Source organism: Geomonas sp. Red276 (genome assembly GCF_054784495.1).
This window is the reverse complement of sequence record NZ_BLXW01000042.1, coordinates 19,585-42,701: the sequence shown is the minus strand read 5'-3', so window position 1 is coordinate 42,701 and position 23,117 is coordinate 19,585. Positions and strand designations below refer to the sequence as shown.

Annotated in this window: 17 protein-coding genes and 2 pseudogenes; 12 read left to right on the top strand and 7 right to left on the bottom strand. The window is 64.5% G+C overall.

The window, feature by feature from the left end; genetic code table 11:
• The first annotated feature begins 286 nt into the window (after positions 1-286).
• Positions 287-1,234, top strand: a complete 948-nt coding sequence (locus ACYVL5_RS20540; RefSeq protein ID WP_460597440.1) for a response regulator — start codon at positions 287-289, stop codon at positions 1,232-1,234.
• A 38-nt stretch (positions 1,235-1,272) separates the two neighbouring features.
• Here ACYVL5_RS20540 and ACYVL5_RS20535 read toward each other — a convergent pair whose 3' ends face one another.
• Positions 1,273-1,479, bottom strand: coding sequence for a hypothetical protein (locus ACYVL5_RS20535; RefSeq protein WP_460597439.1), 207 nt, complete (start codon positions 1,477-1,479; stop codon positions 1,273-1,275).
• A 355-nt stretch (positions 1,480-1,834) separates the two neighbouring features.
• On the opposite strand from ACYVL5_RS20535, the gene ACYVL5_RS20530 reads away from it, so the two are divergent.
• Positions 1,835-2,062: a hypothetical protein gene (locus tag ACYVL5_RS20530; RefSeq protein ID WP_460597438.1), complete on the top strand. Its 228-nt coding sequence runs from the start codon at positions 1,835-1,837 to the stop codon at positions 2,060-2,062.
• Between the two features lie 228 nt (positions 2,063-2,290).
• A complete protein-coding gene (locus ACYVL5_RS20525; RefSeq protein WP_460597437.1) occupies positions 2,291-4,336 on the top strand; it encodes a methyl-accepting chemotaxis protein in 2,046 nt (681 codons plus the stop codon).
• Between the two features lie 159 nt (positions 4,337-4,495).
• On the opposite strand, the gene ACYVL5_RS20520 is transcribed toward ACYVL5_RS20525, so the two are convergent.
• Positions 4,496-5,146, bottom strand: coding sequence for a response regulator transcription factor (locus tag ACYVL5_RS20520; protein ID WP_460597436.1), 651 nt, complete (start codon positions 5,144-5,146; stop codon positions 4,496-4,498).
• A 112-nt stretch (positions 5,147-5,258) separates the two neighbouring features.
• On the opposite strand from ACYVL5_RS20520, the gene ACYVL5_RS20515 reads away from it, so the two are divergent.
• The gene (locus ACYVL5_RS20515) at positions 5,259-7,157 is read left to right on the top strand and encodes an MASE3 domain-containing protein (protein WP_460597435.1); all 1,899 of its coding nucleotides are present in this window, start codon (positions 5,259-5,261) and stop codon (positions 7,155-7,157) included.
• Between the two features lie 185 nt (positions 7,158-7,342).
• On the opposite strand, the gene ACYVL5_RS20510 is transcribed toward ACYVL5_RS20515, so the two are convergent.
• The 3 genes and pseudogenes from ACYVL5_RS20510 to ACYVL5_RS20500 all read right to left on the bottom strand — a co-directional run.
• Positions 7,343-7,585, bottom strand: a complete 243-nt coding sequence (locus ACYVL5_RS20510) for a methyl-accepting chemotaxis protein (RefSeq protein WP_460597434.1) — start codon at positions 7,583-7,585, stop codon at positions 7,343-7,345.
• Between the two features lie 63 nt (positions 7,586-7,648).
• Positions 7,649-8,458, bottom strand: a pseudogene (locus tag ACYVL5_RS20505) (methyl-accepting chemotaxis protein); the annotation flags it as partial.
• A gap of 294 nt (positions 8,459-8,752) precedes the next feature.
• Positions 8,753-9,322, bottom strand: a pseudogene (locus tag ACYVL5_RS20500) (cache domain-containing protein); the annotation flags it as partial.
• Between the two features lie 269 nt (positions 9,323-9,591).
• Here ACYVL5_RS20500 and ercA point away from each other — a divergent pair.
• Together ercA and ACYVL5_RS20490 are read left to right on the top strand one after the other, a co-directional pair.
• Positions 9,592-10,755, top strand: coding sequence for an iron-containing alcohol dehydrogenase (gene ercA / locus ACYVL5_RS20495; protein ID WP_460597433.1), 1,164 nt, complete (start codon positions 9,592-9,594; stop codon positions 10,753-10,755).
• The gene (locus tag ACYVL5_RS20490; protein WP_460597432.1) at positions 10,739-13,564 is read left to right on the top strand and encodes a PAS domain-containing hybrid sensor histidine kinase/response regulator; all 2,826 of its coding nucleotides are present in this window, start codon (positions 10,739-10,741) and stop codon (positions 13,562-13,564) included. The genes ercA and ACYVL5_RS20490 overlap by 17 nt, the downstream gene beginning before the upstream one ends.
• A 237-nt stretch (positions 13,565-13,801) precedes the next feature.
• Here the strand turns inward: ACYVL5_RS20490 and ACYVL5_RS20485 are convergent, their stop codons facing one another.
• Positions 13,802-15,445 (bottom strand): methyl-accepting chemotaxis protein, encoded by a 1,644-nt coding sequence (locus tag ACYVL5_RS20485; RefSeq protein ID WP_460597431.1) that lies wholly within the window; start codon positions 15,443-15,445, stop codon positions 13,802-13,804.
• A gap of 447 nt (positions 15,446-15,892) precedes the next feature.
• On the opposite strand from ACYVL5_RS20485, the gene ACYVL5_RS20480 reads away from it, so the two are divergent.
• The 6 genes from ACYVL5_RS20480 to ACYVL5_RS20455 all read left to right on the top strand — a co-directional run bounded on the left by ACYVL5_RS20480 (position 15,893) and on the right by ACYVL5_RS20455 (position 21,277).
• A complete protein-coding gene (locus ACYVL5_RS20480; protein WP_460597430.1) occupies positions 15,893-16,405 on the top strand; it encodes a nitrous oxide reductase accessory protein NosL in 513 nt (170 codons plus the stop codon).
• Between the two features lie 21 nt (positions 16,406-16,426).
• Entirely contained in the window at positions 16,427-16,861 is a 435-nt protein-coding gene (locus tag ACYVL5_RS20475; protein WP_460597429.1) for a hypothetical protein, read from the top strand.
• A gap of 201 nt (positions 16,862-17,062) precedes the next feature.
• Complete coding sequence (locus ACYVL5_RS20470; protein ID WP_460597428.1) at positions 17,063-18,766, top strand: ABC transporter substrate-binding protein; 1,704 nt, start codon at positions 17,063-17,065, stop codon at positions 18,764-18,766.
• Entirely contained in the window at positions 18,763-19,404 is a 642-nt protein-coding gene (locus tag ACYVL5_RS20465; protein WP_460597427.1) for a hypothetical protein, read from the top strand. The genes ACYVL5_RS20470 and ACYVL5_RS20465 overlap by 4 nt, the downstream gene beginning before the upstream one ends.
• Positions 19,401-20,582, top strand: coding sequence for an ABC transporter permease (locus ACYVL5_RS20460; protein ID WP_460597426.1), 1,182 nt, complete (start codon positions 19,401-19,403; stop codon positions 20,580-20,582). Before ACYVL5_RS20465 ends, ACYVL5_RS20460 begins: the two co-directional genes overlap by 4 nt.
• Positions 20,582-21,277 (top strand): ABC transporter ATP-binding protein, encoded by a 696-nt coding sequence (locus ACYVL5_RS20455; RefSeq protein ID WP_460597425.1) that lies wholly within the window; start codon positions 20,582-20,584, stop codon positions 21,275-21,277. Before ACYVL5_RS20460 ends, ACYVL5_RS20455 begins: the two co-directional genes overlap by 1 nt.
• Before the next feature lie 155 nt (positions 21,278-21,432).
• Here ACYVL5_RS20455 and ACYVL5_RS20450 read toward each other — a convergent pair whose 3' ends face one another.
• On the bottom strand, positions 21,433-22,716 hold the full coding sequence (locus ACYVL5_RS20450; protein ID WP_460597424.1) for a GGDEF domain-containing response regulator: 1,284 nt from the start codon (positions 22,714-22,716) through the stop codon (positions 21,433-21,435).
• Between the last annotated feature and the right edge of the window lie 401 nt (positions 22,717-23,117).

Here is a 23,117-nt window from a genome sequence, read left to right as displayed (position 1 = left end):
GCCTGACTGGAACTGGAAACGATTCTTCACGGCAGCCTCCTCGGATGGAATGTGCCGTGATTATATGAACCACCTACGACGTAATATGTCGCGCTTGTCTTCCAGCGGAAGATTGGCGCTAATCAGGTTTATTTTTGCCGCCTCCCGGCTGCCCCGCGGCGTCTTTTCCCGGCCCACGCTGATCGGCGCTCAACTCGGCCAGGCTGTTGCCGATAAGGGGAAGAAGGTGATTTTGATTCTGGCCGACGATCGGTTGGTCTTACCCCGTAGGGTGGAGGAGTTTGCTTTGAATCCCGCCGCAAGTTATTCAGTTCTCATTGCCGATGACAACGCCCTGATCCGCAATATTCTCACCGACCTCCTCAAGGCGATGGGGTTCGCGGTGACCGAGGCGGAGGATGGCCAGGAGGCCCTCCAGCTCTATCGCGCCAACCGCTTCCACATCATCATAACCGACTGGGTCATGCCGAACATGACCGGGCTGGAACTGTGCGAAGCGGTCCGGGCCGATACCGCCAGGCTTGCGGCGACCGGTTACACGTACATCATCATGCTTACCAGCCAGGACAGTAAGAACGACCTGATCGCCGCACTGACTGCCGGGGCGGACGAGTATCTCACCAAGCCGGTTCACAAGCCGGAACTCCAGGCGAGGATCAGGACTGCCATGAGGATCATTGAATTGGAAGGAATCAGGGAGGCGCATGTGCAGCAGTTGCAGACCGCATCATTGATCGACGTACTCACCTCTGTTCACAACCGCAAGTTCATGGAGGAGAGGCTGTTGATGGAGATCAAGCGGGCCAACCGCTACCAGCGTCCGCTCTCCGTCATGGTCGTCGGCTTCCACCAGTTGGAGGCCTTCCGCAAGGGGCACGGCATCTTCGTGACCGAAAAGCTTTTGCAGGCCACCGCCAATGTTCTCAAGGATTCCGTCCGCCAGGAGATCGACTGGGTGGCGCGCTGGAACGACTACCAGTTCATGGTGCTTCTGCCGGAGACCGATGTCGAGGGAGCCTCCACCATGGCGAAAAGGCTGAAACTGAGGCTCAACCAGCAGGTGGTCGAGTTCAACGACCAGCAATTCAAGGTGGTCTCCCTGTTCGGGATCGTCGGCTACAACGGTCAGCAGGACAGGCAGGACGTCTCGGTCGAGGTCATGGTGGAACTGGCCCAAAAGGCACTGGAAAATGCCGGGACCGACACCCAGGTGGCCGGGATCAAGTTGAACTGAGCGGGCCTTTTCAGCGGCGGTCGGGCACGGGGGCGGGGTCACTTCCTCGTCGCGTAGACGGTGAAGGCCAGGAAGCCTCCGGCGGCCATAAGAAACCAGGAGGAGGGCTCGGTTTGCCGAACGCTCCGCAAAACGGAAAGCCCGGTGACGTCGGAGTCGAGTTCTCCCTCGCTGATGGTAATGGCAGAGGCACTCGACAGGGAAATCACGACAGCAGACAAGGCAACCATGATGATTTTTTTCATGGAGGGCCTCCTTGCTTGATCGAATGACGCGATTTCGGATGATGCACGAGCTGCAACTCCCGTTCCCTCCTTGATCCCCCTGATAGAGCGATGTTTTCACCCTGACGTGCGGGAAGCTGTAAGGAGTCCCGTACAGTTTGTGAGAGTTCGTGTCGGCTTCCTTTACAGCTTTATCCAATCGTCAGGTCGCCAACTCCTTTTCCGGCTCCCTCGCCCATCACGGTTTTTCTGTCGCAGTTCCCGCCGATCGTGTAATATCATCGCCCGCAACGCTAGCACCCGCCTCTGGAAAAATCTCCCTCACCCCTGCCCAGGGGCTATGGACGGTGACCCGGGGCGAAAGGAATCGTCGAACATGTCGAAACGCGGTAAACAGAAGAAAGCCGAGAACGTGGAAAAACGCCGCCTCCAGATGGAGGAGGCCATCGAGTGTCTCGCCGTCAAGCAGGCGGCGGAAAGGATCATGGGCCCGCTCGTCCTGAAGAAGAAACCGAAGCAGTGCACCTTCCAATATTGCCTTCGTTACGTCGATCCCGCCTGCACCGTCTGCCCCTACTGCGGAAACTCCCTGGTCGCTACCTAGCGGCTGGGGACGTTCCCCGTCTCCCCTCCGCGTCTCTCTCCACCGGGACATCGGCCGCTACTCCCACTTGTCGTCAACTCCTCTCTCTCCTCATCTTAGACTGCTTGGAAACGCTTAATCAGCCTTTCCCTTATTAGTACATTCGATAAAAAATTATCTTTAGTCGGAGCGAGCCGCAGTCGATACGACACACAGTTGCACAACTAACCTGCTTAAGGGGGACTCGTGATGAGGTGGTTTGCCAACCTGAGGATTAACGCCAAGATACTCTGTGTGGTCGGTGCCGTTCTTGTCTTGACGACCATTCTGGGTGGCTTCTCTATCATGCAGTTGTCACGGGTCAATGCTTCCACCGTCGACATAGCGACCAACTGGCTCCCCAGCGTCAGGGTCTTAGGCCGCATCGAGAACGTCGCCGGTGACTTCCGGCGTTCCGAGTTCCAGCACATCCTCTCCACCACCAAGGAAGAGATGGGTAAGTTCGAGAAACGGATGGACAAGGATCTGGCTGAATTCAAAAAGAACGCAGCGGATTACGAGAAGCTCATCAGCTCCCCTGAGGAGAAGCAGCTCTACCAGCAGATCTCCGCCCGCTGGTCCCAGTACCAGGATGTCCATCAAAAGCTCCTCGACCTTTCCCGCCAGAACAAGAACAAAGAGGCCACTGACCTTATCCGCGGTGAATCCGCGAAAGCCTTCAACGACACCATGGACCTCATCGACCAGGATATCTCCCTCAACGACAAGGGGGCCGATGCGGCCACCGTTAAGGCGGCCTCCACCTACACGAGCTCACGTACCACGCTTGTTGGCGTCATGGTCGCCGCCGTCCTCATCGGTCTGGTCCTGGCCATGCTGGTCGCAAGGACCATCAGCCGGGCGCTTCAGCACGGCGTGGGAGTCGCGCAGAAACTGGCGGAGGGGGATCTTTCCGTCACCATCGGGGAAACCAGCAAGGACGAGACCGGCGATCTCCTCGGCGCCATGCAGACCATGATCGTAAGCATCAAGGCGCTGGTCGACGATACCATGGTCCTCGGAAAGGCGGGACGGGAAGGGAATCTCTCGGTCCGCGCCGATGCGAGCCGTCACCAGGGGGCCTACCGCGAGGTCATCGCAGGGGTCAACGGCACCCTCGACGCCGTGATCGGCCCCCTCAACATGGCGGCCGACTACGTCGACCGCATCTCGAAAGGGGACATGCCCCCGGCCATCACCGAGGAGTACCGCGGGGATTTCAACGCCATCAAGCACAACCTCAATGAGCTCATCCAGGCCACCAACACCATCACCACGGCGGCCGGCCAGGTGGCGGGGGGAGATCTCACCGTCAAGCTCTTCGAGCGCTCCGCCAACGACGAGCTGATGCGCTCACTCTCCCAGATGGTTTCCAAGCTCTCCGAGGTGGTCAACGACGTCAAGTCGGCCTCCAACAACGTCGCCACCGGGAGCCAGCAGATGTCGTCCGGCTCCGAGGAGCTCTCGCAGGGGGCGAGCGAGCAGGCCGCTGCCGCCGAGGAGGCCTCCGCGGCCATGGAAGAGATGTCCTCCAACATCAGGCAAAACGCCGACAACGCCCTGCAGACCGAGAAGATCGCCGTGAAATCGGCCGCCGATGCCCAGGAGGGTGGCAAGGCCGTGGCCCTTACCGTCTCCGCCATGAAGGACATCGCCGGCAAGATCTCGATCATCGAGGAGATCGCCCGCCAGACCAACCTCCTCGCCTTGAACGCCGCCATCGAGGCGGCCCGGGCCGGCGAGCACGGCAAGGGATTCGCGGTGGTGGCCTCCGAGGTGAGAAAGCTCGCGGAAAGGAGCCAGAAGGCGGCCGCCGAAATCTCCGAGCTCTCTTCCTCCAGCGTCGAAGTGGCCGAACAGGCGGGCGACATGCTCAACCGGATGCTCCCGGACATCCAGCGCACCGCCGAGCTCGTCCAGGAGATCTCCGCCGCCTGCAAGGAGCAGGATTCCGGCGCCGAGCAGATCAACAAGGCGATCCAGCAGCTCGACCAGGTGATCCAGCAGAACGCCGCGGCAGCCGAACAGATGTCCTCGACCGCCGAGGAGCTTTCCTCCCAGTCGGAACAGTTGCAGGAGACCATCGCCTTCTTCACGGTGGCGGAAGGGGGAGAGCGCGGCGCCAGGCGGCCGGCGGCCAAGGCCCAGGCCAAGCCGGCGGTGAAAAAGCCGTCGCCCAAGGGGCAGCAGCGGCTGACCTCGTCGGGGGCTGTGCTGGAGATGGCGGCCTCGGACGAGTCCTTCGAAAGCTACTGATCGGTCGGAAGATCCGGCAATAAAGAAGGGGCACCTCGTTCGCGGGGTGCCCCTTTTTGCTGTTGGCCCCCCTTTGAGGGGAAAGGGGAAATTTGTTCAGCGGCTGGCGGCGGGGGAAAATCCCCCCAAATCCCCCTTTTTCAAAGGGGGACTTCTTGGCTAGTTGACGGTGGTCATCCCCTGGCGGATGGCGAACTTGGTGAGATCGGCGACGGTGAATAGCTTGAGCTTCTTCATGACCTTCGAGCGCTGGGTTTCTACCGTCTTGACGCTCACCCCGAAGGAGAAGGCGATCTCCTTGGTGCTGCAGCCGTCGGCGATCAGCCGGAGCACCTCCCGCTCCCGGGGGCTGAGGAGCTCCGGGGTGGGGGGAGCCTGCCGGCCGTCGCCTTCCACGAAATCCCGGATCACCAGCGTGGCGATCTTCGGCCCGAGGTAGGATTGGCCCTGGGCCACCTTCCGTATGGCCCCCACCAGCTCCTCCGCCGCGCAGTCCTTCAAGAGGTAGCCGGTCGCCCCGGCCTTGAGCGCCTCCATGACGCAGCCGCGGTCGTGGACCATGGAGAGGGCCAGCACCTTGACGGCGGGGTTTTCCGTCACGATCTGGCGGATGGCGTCGACACCGTTCACCTCGGGCATGGTGAGATCCATGACCACCACCCGGGGGGCCAGCTCCCGCGTCATGGCGATCGCCTCCCGCCCGTTGCACGCTTCCGCCACCACCTCGATGTCCTCTTCGGGCTCCAGCAAGGCCCGCAATCCCTGCCGCAGAATCGTGTGATCGTCCGCCAAAAGCACGGTTATCTTCATAGAGCTACCCCCGTCCATCGAATCACCTGTTGATGTGGCCGATCTGATACTGTACCATTTGATTAAAACGTAGTCACCCCTTTCCACATGAAATTTGCTCCCAGGAGGCTCGATGGCGGACCAGGAAACCACTGCAGGCTCCTCGCTCTGGGCGGTGGGTGCCGCCGTCGTCGTTTTGTTGATCGCCTACCTCAACAGCTACACCCTCTTTCACACCCTGGTCGAGATCACCACGGTGGCGATCGGGTTCTCCCTCTTCATTCTCACCTGGAACTCCAGCCGCTTCCTTACGGGAACCTTCCTGAGCGCTCTCGGTATCGGCTACGCCTTCGCCGGCCTGAGCGATCTCCTCCACGCGCTGGCCTTTGCCAACGTGATCCTTTTCCACGGCTCGACCGCCAACCTGGCCATGCAGTTCTGGATCTCCGCCCGGCTTTTGCAGGGAGCCACCTGCCTGCTGGCGCCGTTGATGGTCTCCCGCCGGATCGGCAACCATGCGCTCTTCGCCGTCTTCTTGCTGGTCGAGGCCGTGGTCGTCACCCTCATCTTCACCGGCCGCTTTCCGGAGTGCTACCAACCCGGGACCGGGATCACCCCGTTCAAGATCGGCTCCGAGTACCTGGTGGTGGCCATGCTGGCGGCCGCCGCGGTGCTCATTGCGCGCCGGCGCGACCACCTGGCCGCCCCGGTGTCCGCCATGCTGGTGGCCTCCATGGTCTGCACCATAGTGGCTGAGCTCTGCCTGGTCAGTTACCCGGAGTCCGGGGGGATGGCCGATCTCTCCGGCCACCTCCTCAAGATGGTGGCCTTCTATCTCATCTGTCGCGCCATCGTGGTGGTGGGGATGAAGGAGCCCCTCAAGGTCATCTTCTGGGAGCTCAGCAAGGCCAAGGAGGAGTTGGCGCGGGCCCACGACAACCTGGAGCGGGAAGTGAAGGAGCGGACCGCCGAGCTGCGGGCCAAGGAGGAGAAGTACCGGGCGCTGATCGAGTCCGCCAACGACTTCGTCTTCGTGCACCCCATCCTGGAGAACGGCAATCCCGGACCCTTCGTGGAGGTGAACGGGGCCGCCTGCGAGGTACTCGGCTACAGCCGCGAAGAGCTCGCCAGCCTGACCCCCCTCGAGCTGGATGCCCCCGAGTGCCGCGGCCACATTCCCGGGACCATGGAAAAGCTGCGCAAGGAGGGGAAGGCCCTCTTCGAGACGGTCATCATGGCGAAGGACGGGAGCCGGATCCCCGTGGAGGTGAGCAGCCGGGTGGTGGAGATCGCCGGCAGGAACCTCCTCTTCTCCCTCACCCGCGACATCACCGAACGGAAAAAGGCGGAGCAGGCGCTGCACGAGAAGCAGCAGCGCGTGGCCGACCTGGCGCTGGAGCTCTCCATCGCGGAGGAGCAGGAACGGATGCGGATCGCGACCAACCTGCACGACAACATCGGCCAGGACCTGGCCCTGTTGCGTCTGAAGATCGCCCTCATGGGAAAAGTCCCCCTTCCGGAGAAGGCGGCCACCACCCTGGTGGAGGTCGGGGATACGGTGGACCGGGTGATCGGGAGCGTGCGGTCACTCACCCAGCTTATCAGCCCCCCGGTCCTCGAGATGGCGGGGCTCGAGGCGGCGCTCGAGTGGCAGGCGAAACAGGTGGAGTCCGATTACGGGGTGAGGGTGGAGTTCGTGGATGACGGCCGGGAAAAGGGGGTGGCCAAGGAGGTGGCGTCGGTGTTGTACTTCGCCGCGCGCGAGCTTTTGATCAACGTCGCCAAGCACGCGCAGACCGATACGGCCCGGTTGAGCATCCGGCGCGAGGGGGGGCGTCTCTTCATCGAGGTGGAGGACTGGGGGAAGGGGTTCGAGCCCGGCGGGATCGACGAATTTCCGACCGCCAAGGGGCGCTGCTTCGGCCTTTTCAACGTGCGGAGGCGGATCGTGCACCTGGGGGGATCGTTCGTCATCACTTCGCGGCCGGGGGAGGGGACGCAAGCGGTGATCTCGGTCCCGCTGCCGGAGTAGGGGGGGAGAATCTTCCCTCACCCGGCCTTCGGCCACCCTCTCCCGGAGGGCGAGGGGATGATGCTTATCTCCCTCCGGGAGAGGGGCAGGGGTGAGGGAAGGTTTGGGCGAGGTTGGAAGACCGAACCGGAAAAAGGGGACAGGCACCTGGCGGAGCCGGTCCCCTTTGGGTGAATGTGGTGTGGCTAGCGGAGGATGCGCACCATGTTGCTGACCTGGTCGGTGGCGCGGATGGTCTGCTCGGCGAGGTTCCTTACCTCGTCGTCCAGGGCCGGCGACCCGGCTCCCTGCAGGGCCGCCAGCGCGGCCTCGATGGCTAGGTGGAGCGCCACCAGGTTCGCCTGGTCGGCGACCTCCTCGATGGAGGCCATCATCTCGTTCAGCGATTCCCCGCCGTGTGGTCCGTTTCCGTCCATGCCGATCGTCATACCTCTCCTTTCCTAAAGGGCATCGCTGCGCCCTTGACGAGTCTAGCGGCCATTTCGGCCGCGTCAAACCCTGAAATGCCGCACCATCTCCTGCATCTCGACCGACAGCCCGGAAAGCCGCGCCGAGGCACCGGAGAGTTCCTCGGAGCTACGGGCGCTGAAACGGACGATCTCGGTTATCTGCTGGATGTTGCCGGCGATCTCGCGGGTGGTGGCGGTCTGTTCCTCGGCGGCGGTGGCGATCTGCCCGATCTGGCCGGTGACTTCGTTGATCTGGTCGAGGATCTCTTTCAGCGCCTCCCCTGAACGGGCCGCCTCGGTGGTCCCCCGCTGTACCTCGGCCACCCCCTCCTCCATGGCCTGGACCGCGGTCCGGGTCTCCTGCTGGATGCTCCGGATCATGCTGCCGATTTCCTTGGTGGCCCGGGTGGTCCGCTCCGCCAGGGCCCGGACTTCGTCGGCCACCACCGCGAAGCCGCGCCCCTGTTCACCGGCACGGGCCGCCTCGATGGCCGCGTTGAGGGCGAGGAGGTTGGTCTGGTCGGCGATGTCCTCGATGGTGGCCACGATCTCCCCGATCTGGTCGCTGCGGGTCCCGAGCTGTTCGACCACGCCGGCGGAGCTTTTCACCCGGTCGGCAATGCGGTTCATGCCCTCGACCGTGTCGGCCACGATCCCCGCCCCCGCCTCGGCCGACGAGGTGGCCCGCTGCGAGCTGTCCGCCGCCCCATGGCAGTTGTTGGCGATGTCGGAGCTGGTGGCGGACATCTCTTCGCTCGCCACCGAGACCGTCTCGGCCTGGCTCACCACCTCCCGGGAGTTTTCCGCGGTCTGGTGCGCGGTGGCATCGAGCTGGACGGCGGCCGCCGAGATCTCCTGCGCACCCCGGTTCACCCGCTCCATCACCTGCTTTAGGTCGGCGATCATTCTCCTCATCGCCTCGTAGATGCCGCTTCTCCCCTCCACCAGGTCGACGGTGAGGTCCCCGCCGGCCACCTTCTCGGCGATCTCCTCCAGCTCCCGCGGCTCGGTGCCGATCTGGCGGATCAGCTGGCGGACGGTGAATACCACCGCCCCCACGGTGACGAGGAGGATCAGGACGGTGACCCCGGCGATGAGGTAGATCCCGTTCATCATGGCGCGGTGGTTACGGTCGGCGCTCTCCCGGACGATGGCGTCGAGGTCGTCGACGTAGTTACCGGTACCGATCACCCAGTCGAACGGCTTGAAGTGGGCGACGTAGGCCCGCTTGGGGTAGGGGGTGTCACTGCCGGGGCGGGGGAAGTAATAGTCGTAGAAGCCTCCCCCTTCGGTGGCGATCCGGATCAGGTCCCTGATCAGCGGCTTTCCCTTGGCGTCCTTGAGGTCGATCCGGCTCTTCCCCTCGGCCGGCTTGCCGAGCAGCACCACGTTCACTCCTTCGGTGGTGTCGGCCCAGAAGTAGCCGTCCTTGCCGTACCTGAGCTTCCTGAGCTCGTTGGCCCCCAGCCTCTTCGCCTCCTCCAGGGTCAGTTCCCCTTGCTGGCGGCGGTCTTCGAGGTCCTGCAGCATGGTGACCGCGGTGAGGACCTCGTCTTTCACCTTGAGATCGAAATCCGCGTAGAGCCTCGTCCGGAAGGCGGCATCCGATTGGGCGTAACTCTCCTGCAGCCGCTGCAGGGAGATGACCCCGATGGGAATGGACAGGCCAAGGCTGCTAGCCAGCACCAGGATGAGCAACTTGTTACGAAACGTCATCTGCGTGACCCTCTTCGCTTAACTATTTTCCTGTTCGGTGCCTACCGTATCGGCTTCTGTTACAGATACTTGAGGTGAAATTAATGCCATCTCGGTTTCCGCAGATGAGTTGGCCAGCGTCTCGCGATGGCAAAGATCCGGCACTGTGAGGTGAGAGCCGAATTTTGTGCCGGCATTGAGTGAACCGGTGTTTTTTTAGGTACAATTAGAAGCTGAATATCATCGACTTGCGCCTGGTTTGAGAGTGTTAATTTGCGGAAGAGGCGGGTATGGAACCAAGTGGTGCGGGTGTTAGGAAGTTCGTGATTCCTGAGCTGGTGTACGGCGTCGATGCCCACCGGCTGGTGGGGCACTACGCCAACAGCTTCAGTCTCAAGAAGGTCCTCGTGGTGAGCGATCCGGGTGTCGAGGCGGTCGGCTGGACCGACCGGGTGGTCGCCGCCCTGGCGGGGGCCGGGGTTACCACCGTCAGGTTTACCGAGGTGACCTGCAACCCGAAGGATCACGAGGTGATGGCCGGGGCCGGCCGCTACCAGGAGACCGGGTGCGACGGGATCGTGGCGGTGGGTGGGGGAAGCCCGATGGACTGCGCCAAGGGGATCGGCATCGTCTGCACCAACGACGGCCATGTCCTCGATTACGCCGGGGTGGACCAGATCCGCCAGCCGATGCCCCCCCTGATCTGCATCCCGTCGACCGCCGGCTCCGCCGCCGACGTCTCCCAGTTCGCCATCATCACCGACACCGCGGGCCGCAGCAAGGTGGCCATCGTCAGCAAGTCGCTGGTCCCGGACGTGGCGCTGGTCGATCCCTCGCTGACGGTCACCATGCCCCCCGACCTCACCGCCTGCACCGGGATGGATGCCCTGGTCCACGCGGTGGAGGCCTTCGTCTCCAACGCAAGCTCCCCCTTCACCGACCTCCACGCCCGCGAGGCGATCCGCCAGGTCGGCGGCCACCTGCTCGGCGCCTTCTCCGATCCCCTTTCGCTCGTCCACCGCGACGCCATGATGTTCGCCAGCACCCAGGCCGGGTTCGCCTTTTCCAACGCGAGCCTCGGGGCGGTGCACGCCATGGCCCACAGCCTCGGGGGGATGCTCGACTCCCCCCACGGCGCCTGCAACGCCATGCTCATCGAGCGGGTGGTCGCCTTCAACTTCCCCGCCGCTCCCGAGCGTTACCGGAAGGTGGCCGCCCTCCTCGGGGCCGAGGTTGCCGGCTGCGACGACGCCGAGGCGTGCGGGCGCCTGGTGGAGGCGATCGCCACCCTGCGGGGGGCCCTCGGGCTCACCGGGACGCTCTCCGGCGAGGGGGTCTCCGCCGCCCACCTGGCCGAGCTGGCCGACAAGGCGATGGCCGACGCCTGCATGGTCACCAACCCCCGCCGCCCCACCCACCGCGACATCGAGGAGCTCTATGCGGCGGCGCTCTGACCCACCCGAGGGCTGGGACGAGCTCCGGGACCGGATCATCGGTTTCGGCGAGCACTCGGCCCGGAAGAGTTACTATCCGGAGCTGCGGGAGCAGTTGCAGGAGCTCGAGAAGGCGCGCAAGTCGCTGGCGGGCGCCAACTCCTTCCTGCAGGGGATCATGGACGCGGCCACCGAGGTCGCCATCATCGCCGGGGACCGGGACGGGACCATCACCCTCTTCAACCGCGGCGCCGAACGGATGCTCGGCTACCGCAGCGACGAAGTGGTTGGGCGCGCCACCCCGCTCCTTTTTCTCCTGGAGGAGGAGGTGCGGGCGGCGGGACGGGAGCTCGCCAGGACGCGGGGCGTCGCGGTGGAGGGGTTCGAGGTCTTCGTCGAGCTCGCCACCGGGAGCGACGTCCCGAGGACCGAGTGGCAGTACCGGCACAAGGACGGCCATTGCCTCCCCGTCGAGCTGGTGGTGACCCCCATGATGGAGGAGGGCGAGGTCACCGGCTACCTCGGGATCGCTACCGACATCACCAGGAGAAAGGAGTCGGAGCGGGAGCTGCAGCTTTCCGAGCAGAAGTACGCCGGCTTCTTCAAGCTGATGCCGGACATGGTCGGCATCACCCGGTTGCGGGACGGCCTGATGCTGGAGGTCAACGCCGCCTTCGAGCAGTGGACCGGGTGGAAGCCCGAGGAGGTGATCGGGCGGACCTCGCTGGAGATCGGGCTGTGGGATCCGGAGTCGCGGGCGGGCGCGCTCGCGGTGGTGCGCAGGAAAGGGGTGGTCAGGGACTTCGAATTCACCCTGGGGACCAAGAGCGGTGAGAAGCGGGCCGGGCTCATGTACCTCGTGCCGGTCACCGTCAAGGGGGAGGAGTGCCTCTACTTCATCGCCCGCGACGTGACCGCCAGCAAGCTCGCCGAGCGCAACCTCAAAAACGAACGCGCCCGCCTGCACACCCTCTTGCAGACCATCCCCGACCTCGTCTGGCTCAAGTCCCCCAAGGGGGAATACCTCTCCTGCAACACCCGTTTCGAGGAGTTCTTCGGGGCCTCCGAGGCGGAGATCCTCGGCAAGACCGACTACGATTTCGTCGACCGCGAGCTGGCCGACTTCTTCCGGATGAACGACCTCAAGGCGATCGCCGCCGGGAAGCCGACGGTCAACGAGGAGGAGGTGGTCTTTGCCAGCGACGGCCACCGGGAGCTCCTGGAGACCATCAAGACCCCGATGCGCGACGCCGCCGGGAGGCTGGTCGGCGTGCTGGGGATCGCCCGCGACATCACGGCGCTGCGAAAGGCCCAGGAGGACATCAGGGCCAGCGAGCTCCGCTACCGCCATCTCTTCGAGCAGATCCCGACCCCGATGGTGATCTACCGGCAGGACGACCTCCGGATCATGGCGGTCAACCACCCCTTTCTCTCCCTCTACGGCTACCGCGAGGAGGATGCCCTCTCCCTTCAGATCACCGACCTCTGTCCCGAGGAGGAGCGGGGGCGCCTTTTGGCCGAGCTGGAGGCGTCCCAAGCATCCCCGGCCGGGGAGGAGGCGAGGGAGTGGCGCCACCGCCGCCAGGACGGCTCCCTGATCAGCGTGATGGTGGTCTCCCACGACCTCGTCTTCGAAAAGGTCCCGGCGCGGGTCTGCGTGATGACCGACATCTCCCAGCGAAAACTCCTCGAAGAGCAGCTTCGCCAGTCCCAGAAGATGGAGTCGATCGGGAGGCTCGCCGGCGGGGTCGCCCACGACTTCAACAACATGCTGAGCGTCATCCTGGGGGGGGTGGCGCTCGCCCGCAACCGCCTCGCGCCGGGGGACCCGGTCCGGGAGTACCTCGACCTGATCGCCCGCGCCTCCGAGCGCTCCTCCGCCATCACGAGGCAACTTTTGACCTTTTCGCGCCAGGAACTGATCTCTCCCCGGCCGGTCAACCTGAGCGAGGCCGCCAGGGAGTCGAAGAAACTCCTGGAGCGGCTGGTGACCGAGGACATCTCCCTCGCCCTCAACGCGGCCGACGGCCTCTGGACGGTGACCATCGATCCCTCCCAGGTCGACCAGATCCTGATGAACCTCACCGTCAACGCCCGCGATGCCATGCCGGACGGGGGGACCCTCCTGCTGGAGACCGGCAACGTCAGCATCACCGCCGACTATTGCCGGGGCTGCCCCGACGCGCGCCCCGGCGACTACGTCCAGCTCACGGTGAGCGATACCGGATGCGGCATGGACCGCGAGACCCTCTCGCACATCTTCGAGCCGTTCTATACGACCAAGGGGGTGGGGGAGGGGACCGGGCTGGGGCTCGCCACCGTCTACGGGATCGTCTCGCAGAACAACGGCTTCATTCACGTCTACAGCGAGAAAGGGGTGGGGACCTCCTTCCGGGTCTACCTCCCGCGGGCCGGGAGGGTGGAGGTAGAGGATGCGACGCAGGCCGCCCGGGAGGTGGTGCCCGCGGGGACCATCCTGCTGGTCGAGGACGAGGAGATGCTCCTTTCGACCACCTCGCAGCTCCTCGAGGGGCACGGCTACCAGGTGATCCAGGCGCACAACCCCGAGGAGGCCCTCGACTTCTGCCGCCACCCCCCCCTCACGCCGGACCTCCTGTTGACCGACGTCGTCATGCCGGGGATGAACGGGCGCGAGCTGGCGGCCGTGGTGCGGGAGTTCTTCCCCTCCATCCGGGTGCTCTTCATGTCCGGCTACCCGAGGGACATCATCGTCAAGCGTGGCGTCGTCGAGGAGGGGACGCACTACCTGCAGAAGCCCCTCGACGCGGCCCGCCTGTTCGAGAAGCTCGGCGAGCTCCTCAAGCGCTAGGAGCCCCTCGGCCTCCCCGGCTCACCTGCCTCCCCGGCTCACCTGCCTCCCCGGCTCACCTGCCTCCCCGGCTCACCTGCCTTACCGGCTCACCTGCCTTACCGGCTCACCTGCCTTACCGGCTCACCTGCCTTACCGGCTCACCTGCCACCGGCTACCGGCTACCGGCCACCGGCCACCCGGTCCGCCGGCCACCCGGTCCGCCGCGGCACGGCTTCTTCGCTTCCGTTATCAACCTCACCCCATCCTGAACTGGCCGACCACGGTACGCAGGCCGTCGGCCAGGCCGGCCAGTTGGCTGGCTGCGGTGGCGGAGAGGTGCGAGCCGTGGGAAGTCTGCTGCACCACCTGGTTGATCTGCATGAGGTTACTGGTGATCTCGCTGGTGGTGGCGGTCTGCTCCTCGGCGGCGGTGGCGATCTGGTTGACCTGCATGGTCACCTCGCCGATCTGGTTGAGGATCTCCTGCAACGACTCGCCGGAGCGCGCCGCTTCGCTGGTGCCGCTCTCCACCTGCTGGACCCCTTCTTCCATGGCCTCGACGGCGTCGCGGGTCTCGGCCTGGATACTCCTGATCATCTCGCCGATCTCCCGGGTCGCCCGGGTGGTCCGCTCCGCCAGGGCCCTCACCTCGTCGGCCACCACCGCAAAGCCCCGCCCCTGCTCGCCCGCCCGCGCCGCTTCGATGGCGGCGTTGAGGGCGAGCAGGTTGGTCTGGTCGGCGATGTCCTCGATGGTCCCCACGATCTCGCCGATCTGGTCGCTTCTTTTACCCAGGCTGGAGACGTTGGCCGCCGATTCCCTCACCCGCAGGGCGATCTCTTCCATCACCTTCACCGTCTTGGCCACCACCTCGGCCCCCGCCCGCGCGCGCTCCATGGCGATGTCGCTGCCGTCGGCCGCCCGGTGGCAGTTCTGGGCGATGTCCCCGGAGGTGGCGGACATCTCCTCGCTGGCGGTGGAGAGCGTCTCCACCTGGGAGGCGACGTCCTCGGCTCCGTTGGCGATCTCCTCGGCGGTCCCCTGCAACTGGGTGGCCGCCGAGGAGAGCTCCTCGCTGCTGCGGGAGACCTGCTGCATGGTCTCCATGAGCCGCTGCGCCATCAGGTTCACCTCTCCCGCCAGCATTCCCATCTCGTCACGGGTCGCGATGTCCGAGCGGGCGGCGAGATTCCCCCCCGCCACCTGGGCGAGCGTGTCGAAGACTTTCTTCAGGGGGCGGCTGATAGAGTTGGCGATCATCAGGCCGATCAGCGCCATGAAGAGAGCGGCCCCGGCGGCGATGGAAACCATGGCGATCAGGGATCTCCGGTAACCGGCCATATCCTCCTGGTGGGCAGCTGCGGCCCCGGCAACGTTGTGGGCCACCAGGTCGGCAATGATCTTGGCCGGTTTCTGGCTAAGCGGGGCGACCGAGCCGACCGCGAAGAGCACCGTCTCCCGGTGCGCCTCGGGGTTCCCCACGCTCTGCTCCGCCATCTGTTGCAGCTTGGCCCCCTGCTCGAGGTAGGCGAGGCATCCCTGGTGGAACTCCTCGATGAGCCCTTTCTCCTCCCGGTCGATCGGCTCCTTGAGGAAGGCGGCGACCCCCTTTTCGATGGAGGCCTTGCGGCTGACGATGTCCTGGACCTTTTCCGCCAGGAGCTTGCGGTCGTCGAGGGTCATCATGTAGACCAGGTCGAGCCTGATCATGGCCAGGTCGTACTTGAGGTCGTTGAGCAGGGCGATCTGGGCCACCGAGGCGTTCATCTCCTTCTCGTTGTCCGCCATGCCGCCCATGGCAACGAGGGCGGCTCCCGCCATGCCGGCCAGGGTCAGCACGGCGACGGCCACCAGCACCATCGCCTTGGTCTTTACGTTGAGATCCATCCAGAATTTCATGACTTCCTCCTTAAAAAGAGGTCGGCCGGAGGGGAACGGGAGGGGGCGCGGTCCGGATGGACGGTAGTGACCGCAAAAAGGTGAGGTTGGAAAGAGCCTGGCCGAGACCGCTTCTCTTCTCCGGCCACCGGGGGGTTCTCCCGTAGAACCCGGGGGACGACAGGTAACTGCGAATAAAATTGCGTTAACCAATGTATCGGCCGCCGGTTGCCATAGTTAACTTCGAAAATCCTTATCTCACAGTAGGATAGCGTCGCTGATTGGCAGCGGTTTTTTCCCGCCCCCTGCAGTGACAGGATGGGGAGGATTGTCAAAGCTGTTTTAATTGACAAAGAATAAGTGCTCCCATACTTGTGGGAGTCCGGGTTGGATAGTATCATTTATCAGTATCATCAGATGGTTACGACTTGCACTGACAACGTCTTCTTGTTTTATTGGAGGGAACCCATGCGTTTTACCCTGTTGCTCCTTGGCCTGCTACTGTGTCTCGCCGTTCCGGCTCTGCCTGCCACCCCCGACGATGTGGCCAATTCACCCCGCTGTGCCGAATGCGGCATGAGCCGGAAGGCGTTCAGCCACAGCCGGATGGTGGTTGAGTACGCGGACGGCACCACGATTGCCACCTGCAGCCTCCACTGTGCCACCACGGCCCTCGCCAAGGGCGCGGGGAAGGGTAAGGCGACCCTCAAGGTGGCCGATTACAACAGCAAGAAACTGATCCCGGCCGAGAGCGCGGTCTGGGTGATCGGCGGGAGCAAACGGGGGGTAATGACCGGCACCGCCAAGTGGGCCTTCGCGGAGAAGGCTGAGGCCGAGCGGTTCGTCAAGGAGAACGGCGGGACCGTCACCGACTTCGCCGCCGCCAGCCGGGCCGCCCGCACCGAGATCGATGACGACTCCTCCACCATGAAGGAATTCGAACACATGAAGGGGCACCACCACGCCCCCCAAGGCGACTAGCCGCTCGACAGGAGACCGACCATGCGCACCCTGATCCTCGCCGTCCTGGCCCTTGTCCTGGCCGCCGGCACCATCACTCCCTGCCACGCCACCCCCGCGGCCCCTCCGCAGGCCTACAAGCAGCTCCCCAAGCCGGGGACCAGGATTCCCCTGGATGCCAACCACGTCTTCACCTACGGCTTTGCCGCGGCACCGAAGATCGGCACCTCCATCATGCGGGTGGAGATCTTCACCCTGGACGGCAAGCGCGACACCTCGTTCACCGTGAAGGGGGACGCCGACATGCCCTCCATGCGGGGCGCCCACGCGAGCGGCGACCAGCCCTTCGTCCTATCCAACAAGGGGGTCTACCTCCTCCCGATCCGGCTCCCGATGCCCGGCGACTGGGAGATCCGTCTGACCTTCGGCAAGAACGGCAAGACCGTCCTCCGGGGGGCGTACCTCTTCGACCTCTAAGTTCCCTTAACCCCTCTCCCTCCGGGAGAGGGGCAAGCTTTCCATATCCCCTCGCCCTCCGGGAGAGGGGCAGGGGTGAGGGAGATTCGAAATCCGCCCTCACCCGGCCTTCGGCCACCCTCTCCCCCAACGGGGGCGAGGGTATAAGTAAGATGGCCTCCGGCCACCCGCTGCACTTCGCGAATCAGAAAGGATTCCTTCATGCTTTTTCAAGCCACAACGAGCCGAGCGGTCGCCGCTTTTCTCCTCACTCTCTTCTCACTGGTGCTTCCCGTTGCTGCCAACGCCGCCGACCCCCTTCAGCAGGGACCGCAGGCACTTCGGCAGGGGGAGAAGATCTACCGGAGCGGGGTCCTTCCCTCCGGGGAGCCCCTCCGCGCCCTGGTCAAGGGGGACAGCTCCCTCCCAGGGACTTCCTTCGCCTGCGTGAGCTGTCACCTGCGAAGCGGCGTCGGCTCCTACGAGGAGAACGTCTTTACCCCTCCCATCACCGGTGAGAAGCTCTTCAAAAAGCGCGACGTCCTCTTCAAGGCGGGGTTCCCGATCTCCACCCTGCGCCCGGCCTACACCGATGCCTCGCTGGTCACCGCCATCAGGAGCGGGGTGGACCCCGCGGGGAGGACGCTCAGCGAGACCATGCCGCGCTACCCCCTGAGCGACCGGGACGCCGCGCTGCTGGTGGGGTACCTGAAATACCTCTCCTCCCGCTACTCCCCCGGCTTCGCCGACAATACCGTCAAGTTCGCCACCGTCATCACCGACGAGGTCCCCGACAACGAGCGGGCGGCCTTCCTGGGGCCTCTCACCCAGTACGTGAAGCTCAAGAACAGCCAGTCCCGCGCCTTCGCCGGCCGTAACGCCGCCAAGTCGCGGCTGATGGCGGAAAACATGCTCTCCAACCGGGAGATGTCGGTCACCAAGCTCTCCCTCTCGGTCTGGACCCTCAAGGGGGAGCCGGCCACCTGGCACGCCCAGCTGGACGAGTACTACCGCAAGGAGCCGGTCTTCGCGCTGGTGGGGGGAATCAGCCACCGCGACTGGCAGCCGATCCACCGCTTCTGCGAGGAGCAAGGGCTCCCCTGCCTGCTCCCGATCACCGACCTCCCGGTGATCTCGGAGAGCGACTGGTACACCCTCTATCCCTCCAAGGGGTACTACCAGGAGGGGGAGAGCGCCGCCCGTTACCTCATAAGCCGCGAGGATCTCGCCTCCAAGAAGGTGATCCAGCTGGTCCGGCAGAGCCCGGAGGGAAAGGCGCTGGCCGCCGGCTTCCTGCAGAGCTGGGCCGCCGGGAAAAAGGCGCTGGTGACCGTCCCCCTGGCCGAGAAGGCGCCGGTCACCCGGGAACTGCTGGAGAAGATCGCCGGAGCGGACCGCTCGGCGGTCCTGCTGGTCTGGGCGGGGCCGGAGGCGCTTCCCGCCTTGGAACAACTCGCCGCAGCGAAGAAGCGGCCCGAGCTCGTCGTCCTCTCCTCCCGCCTGTTGGGGGAGGCTACCTGGAAGATTCCGGAGGGGGCGAGGGAGACGACCCTTATCACCTATCCCTTCTCCTTCTCGCCGTACCAGCCCAAGCGGGGGGCGATGACCCCGGTGACCTTCACCGGCGATGCCCGGCAGACCCTGCTTCGCTCCCAGCTCCCGCTGCAGGGGGGCGTGGAGAGCGCCGCCGCCCACAGCCGGGCCCTCACCGAACTGATGACCCAGGCGCTGATCGATCTCAACGACAACTTCTACCGCGACGCCTTCCTCGACGTGGTGGGGGCCATGATGGAGCAGACCTTCCCCCTCTACGGACGGCTCGGCTTCGGCCCCACCCAGCGCTACGGGGCCCGCGGCTGCTACATCGTCCAGCTGGAGAAGGGTGACAACCCGCGGCTGGTGAAGAAGAGCGGGTGGGAGCAATGACCATGCGAAAGAACTTCCGTCTCCTCGTCCTGATCGCCCTCTTTTTGATGGCGCTGGCTCCCCGGACCCTGCTGGCCGCCGTCGGGTGCGACCTCAACGACGCCGACCGCGACGTCTACCGTCTCTATCCCGGCGCCACCAGCTACAAGACCGTCTACACGAGCATCTACAAGGCGGGGGGAGCCCCCCTCCTGAAAAAGATCGAGGCGCGGCTGGGGGAGAAGTACCTGGCCCTCTACGCTCCCGTCGATCTCCCCTTCACCATCTACGAGGTCTACCAGGGGGCAAGGAAGGTCGGCTACGTGCACGGCGTCAACCAGAAGGGGCAGTTCGGCGGGATCCAGGTCTTCGTCGCCATGGACCTCTCGGGGAAGATCAAGACCTTCTACATCCAGAAGATCTCCGGACCCTCGGCCGGCAAGCTGCGGGAGGGGAGCTTCGCGAAGAAGTTCGTCGGGGTGTCGCTCAAGGATTTCGACAGCTTCGATCCCGCCACCGGCAAGGGGCACGGAAGGCTGGCCGAGCTCAAGAATCCCGCCCAGGGGGACACCGATTTCTACGGCGTGCTGCGGGGGCTCAAGAAGAACCTGGTGCTCATGGAAGAGCTCGGATACACCGGCAAGGGGGTAGGGAAGTGATCACTCCGTTCGGGATAGCCTACCGCAACCTCCTGAGAAAGAGGATCCGCACCGTCCTGACCCTGGCGGGGATCATGCTCTCCTCCTGGGTGCTGGTGAGCCTCTTCGGCTTCAACAAGGGGTACGAGACCGCCCTTAACCGCGACATCGACAACATGGGGTACCAGCTCATGGTGATGGCCAAGGGGTGCCCCTACGAGTCGGCCACCCTGATGCTGCAAGGGGGGAAGGGGATCCGCTACATGGACGAGAAGGTGATGCGCGACATCGCCAAGCGCCCCGAGGTGCAGGCGGTGACCCCGATCCTGATGCAGGCCTTCTTCGACCCCAACAAGGGTGAAAGCGGCGGGATCGCCGGCTACTTCGGTGTCGATCCCGCGAGCTTCCCGGCCATGAAGCCGTTCCTGAAATTCAAGAGGGGGGGGTGGTTCAAGGATCCCCAGGGTGACGAGGTGGTCATGGGGTACGAGGCCGCCGAGCTGGAGCAGCGCGAGGTGGGGGACCAGATCATGGTCCCGGAGAAGAACGTCCCCCTCAAGGTGGCGGGGATACTGGAGCGGACCGGCACCCAGGACGACGGCACCATCTTCGTCCCCCTGAAGACCCTGCAGAAGATCTCCCAGACCGACAAGATCACCACCGTCGGCATCAAGGGGAAGAAGGACGCCGACCTGGCCAAGCTCGAGAACGATCTCTACCAGCTCCCCGACGTGCAGGTGGTGAGTTTCGCCCAGGTCAAGCAGACCATCATGAAGCTGATCGGGACCGCGCGGGTGATGGTCCTCTCCATCGCGGTGATCGCCCTGTTGATCGCCATGGTGGGGGTGATCAACACCGTGCTCATGTCGGTGTACGAAAGAAAGCAGGAGATCGGGATCCTGAAGACCATGGGAGCCATGCCGGGGGACATCTTCCGGCTGGTCTGGTGCGAGACCCTGATCCTCTGCCTGGGGGGCGGGGCGCTCGGCATCGTGCAGGCGGTGATCTTCGCCAACCTGACCGGGGTGCTGGTGCGGCGGCTGCTCCCCTATGCGCCGGGGGGAGCGCTGGTGACCATCGATGCCAGGCTTTCCCTTCTGACCCTGGCCATCATCCTGGTGGTCGGGCTTTTGAGCGGGCTCTACCCCGCATGGCGGGCCGGGAGCGTCCGGCCGCTGGAATCGATCAGGAGCGAATGATGGGCGAGGCCGAAAAGGTACTGGAGGCGCGGGGGCTGGGGAGGGTCTACCGGCGGGGGAGCGAGGAGATCCCGGCCCTGGACGGGGTGGAGATCACCATCCGGCGGGGGGAGTTCGTCTCCTTCATGGGGCCGTCCGGCTCGGGAAAGACCACCCTGGTGAACCTGTTGGGCTGCCTGGACAATCCCACCAGCGGCGAGTTGCATCTTTGCGGGAGGATGATCTTCGGGCATGGCAAGCCGCTATCCGAAAAGGCGCTCACCCTGGTGCGGCGGGAGCTTTTCGGCTACGTGTTCCAGAACTTCTACCTGATCCCGACCCTGACCGTGCGGGAGAACATCGAGCTGCCGCTGGCCTTCTACAAGAAGCCCGGTGCCGAGGGGGAGGTCGAAAGGCTCCTGAAACTATTGGGGATCGAGCACCGGGCTAACCACCTGCCCCGGCAGATCTCCGGCGGCGAGATGCAGCGGGTCGCCATCGCCCGGGCGCTGGTCAACCGTCCGGAGATCCTGATGGCCGACGAGCCGACCGGCAATCTCGACACCAAGCGGTCCGGCGAGATCGGCGAGGTCCTCACCGACCTGAACCGGACCTCCGGGCTCACCATCGTGATGGTCACCCACAACCCCACCCTGGCCACCCTGGCCGACCGTCGCATCGAGATGCGCGACGGCAGGGCCTACGAAGAGGCGTGAACCTTCCCTCACCCCTGCCCCTCTCCCCCAATGGGGGCGAGGGGAGAGGAAATAGCTGCCCCTCTCCCCCAATGGGGGCGAGGGGAGATGAAGAAGGTGCGAGGGGGAGATGAAGAAGGTGCGAGGGGGAGATGAAAACGGGTGAGGGAGGGTTTTCAGCTGGCGAAGGTTGATGAGCCCGGGTGAGCGAGGTGCCGCGGCCGTTTCCCCGTCTTCTGCCTGTACATCCGGGAGTCCGCCTCGCGGAAGATTTCCTTGATGTCCGCCGCCGTCCTCGCGGTGGCGCAGCCGAAGGAGAAGCTGAGGCCGCTGCCTTCTCCCTCCTGCGACATCTGCGCCGCCAGGTCGATGGCCCGGCGAAGCGATCCCTCCGCCACCTCCCCGGTTGCCCCCGGAAGGATGACCCCGAACTCGTCCCCCCCGATCCTCGCCACCACGTCACTGGCCCGGAAGGCGCCCCGAAGAAGCCTGGCCGCCTCCAGGATCAGCCGGTCCCCGGCCTCGTGCCCCTGCCCGTCGTTGACCTGCTTGAGCCCGTCGAGGTCGGCGATCATCAGCGTCACCGGAAAGTTCCTCCCCACCGCGACCCGGTGCAATTCCTCCTCGAAATAGCTCCGGTTGTGCAGGCCGGTGAGGCTGTCGTGGGTAGCCTGGTAGAGAAGCCGGTGTTCGGCCTCTTTGCGGTCGCTGATGTCGTCGATGGTGAGGCAGAGCCTGGTCCTTTCCTGGCGCCCCACCAGCCGCGAGACTCTGAGCCGCAGCCAACCCGGCCGGGAGAGGGGCTGGCCGTAGGGGACCTCCACCTCGACCGGCGAGCCGCATTCGGCCACCTGTTTCAGCCAGCTCGGAAGGTCGGGGGCCAGATGCAGGCAGTTCACGGAACGCCCCACCAGTTCCTCGGGATGGCAGGGGGCCACCAGGGTGCAGGCGAGGTTCACGCACTCGATGACCCCGTCGGGGCCGAGGATGATCACCCCGGTCTTGCTCTGTTCCAGCGCCGACGCCAGGATCTGGGCCCGGTGATGCTCTTCGCTCAGGCGGCGCTCGAGGTCGACGGTTTCGTGGCAGCGGGCGAGGGCGCGGTAGAGGCTTGCCCGGGTGAAGGGTTTGGGAAGGAATTGGTTGACCCCGACGTCGATGGCCTCGGCCAGCGCCTCCGAGGAACTGAAGCTGGTCTGCAGGATCAACTGGGTCTTGGCGCCGCTTTCCCGGATCATCCGGCAAAGCGCCAGCCCGTTGATCCCCGGCATGAAGAGATCGGTGATGACGATGTCGGGGGATCCCTGGAGATAGGCCCGGAAGCCATCTTCGCCGTTCTCCGCGGGGATGATCTCTTGCACCATCGGCTTCAGCAGGCGCTTCAGCAGCTCCAGGTGGGCCGGTTCGTCGTCGACGCAGAGGACGCGTACCGGGAGGCTTGGCATTTCGCCCTGTGACATCCTCTGTTGTCCTCCTTTTCGGTGAAAAAGGGTCCCCTTGCGGGTGAATCAGGCCGTGCAGGCGTCCGCGGGGAAGATCTGCTCATCCTCCTTTGGGCACCTCTTTTGTGTTTGGAATTTATCTGCGAAGGGATCGTCTGCCAACTACCAAAACCGTTGTATCTGTACTTACCTTTCCGCTTTCAGCAGTTTTTCTCTTTCAACGACGACGCATGTACACTCATCGGTTCACGTAACTGTTTCTTTAACAGCTTCTTTGAATCTCCTCAAGTTAAAATGAGCGCGATCAACCACGAAATCCCTTTGGGGATAATCACCCTTTCAAAGGTAGGATGCACTGTTTTATAAGAGGAAGCGGCGGACAACAAGAAAGGCGGGGCGATGCGTCGGCCAAAAAGAGG

Bases quoted from the DNA above. Each gene is read 5' to 3' on its own strand.
- ACYVL5_RS20535 (WP_460597439.1), bottom strand. From the start codon at position 1,479: ATGAAAAAAATCATCATGGTTGCCTTGTCTGCTGTCGTGATTTCCCTG.
- ACYVL5_RS20530 (WP_460597438.1), top strand. From the start codon at position 1,835: ATGTCGAAACGCGGTAAACAGAAGAAAGCCGAGAACGTGGAAAAACGC.
- ACYVL5_RS20525 (WP_460597437.1), top strand. From the start codon at position 2,291: ATGAGGTGGTTTGCCAACCTGAGGATTAACGCCAAGATACTCTGTGTG.
- ACYVL5_RS20520 (WP_460597436.1), bottom strand. From the start codon at position 5,146: ATGAAGATAACCGTGCTTTTGGCGGACGATCACACGATTCTGCGGCAG.
- ACYVL5_RS20515 (WP_460597435.1), top strand. From the start codon at position 5,259: ATGGCGGACCAGGAAACCACTGCAGGCTCCTCGCTCTGGGCGGTGGGT.
- ACYVL5_RS20510 (WP_460597434.1), bottom strand. From the start codon at position 7,585: ATGACGATCGGCATGGACGGAAACGGACCACACGGCGGGGAATCGCTG.
- ercA (WP_460597433.1), top strand. From the start codon at position 9,592: ATGGAACCAAGTGGTGCGGGTGTTAGGAAGTTCGTGATTCCTGAGCTG.
- ACYVL5_RS20490 (WP_460597432.1), top strand. From the start codon at position 10,739: ATGCGGCGGCGCTCTGACCCACCCGAGGGCTGGGACGAGCTCCGGGAC.
- ACYVL5_RS20485 (WP_460597431.1), bottom strand. From the start codon at position 15,445: ATGAAATTCTGGATGGATCTCAACGTAAAGACCAAGGCGATGGTGCTG.
- ACYVL5_RS20480 (WP_460597430.1), top strand. From the start codon at position 15,893: ATGCGTTTTACCCTGTTGCTCCTTGGCCTGCTACTGTGTCTCGCCGTT.
- ACYVL5_RS20475 (WP_460597429.1), top strand. From the start codon at position 16,427: ATGCGCACCCTGATCCTCGCCGTCCTGGCCCTTGTCCTGGCCGCCGGC.
- ACYVL5_RS20470 (WP_460597428.1), top strand. From the start codon at position 17,063: ATGCTTTTTCAAGCCACAACGAGCCGAGCGGTCGCCGCTTTTCTCCTC.
- ACYVL5_RS20465 (WP_460597427.1), top strand. From the start codon at position 18,763: ATGACCATGCGAAAGAACTTCCGTCTCCTCGTCCTGATCGCCCTCTTT.
- ACYVL5_RS20455 (WP_460597425.1), top strand. From the start codon at position 20,582: ATGGGCGAGGCCGAAAAGGTACTGGAGGCGCGGGGGCTGGGGAGGGTC.
- ACYVL5_RS20450 (WP_460597424.1), bottom strand. From the start codon at position 22,716: ATGTCACAGGGCGAAATGCCAAGCCTCCCGGTACGCGTCCTCTGCGTC.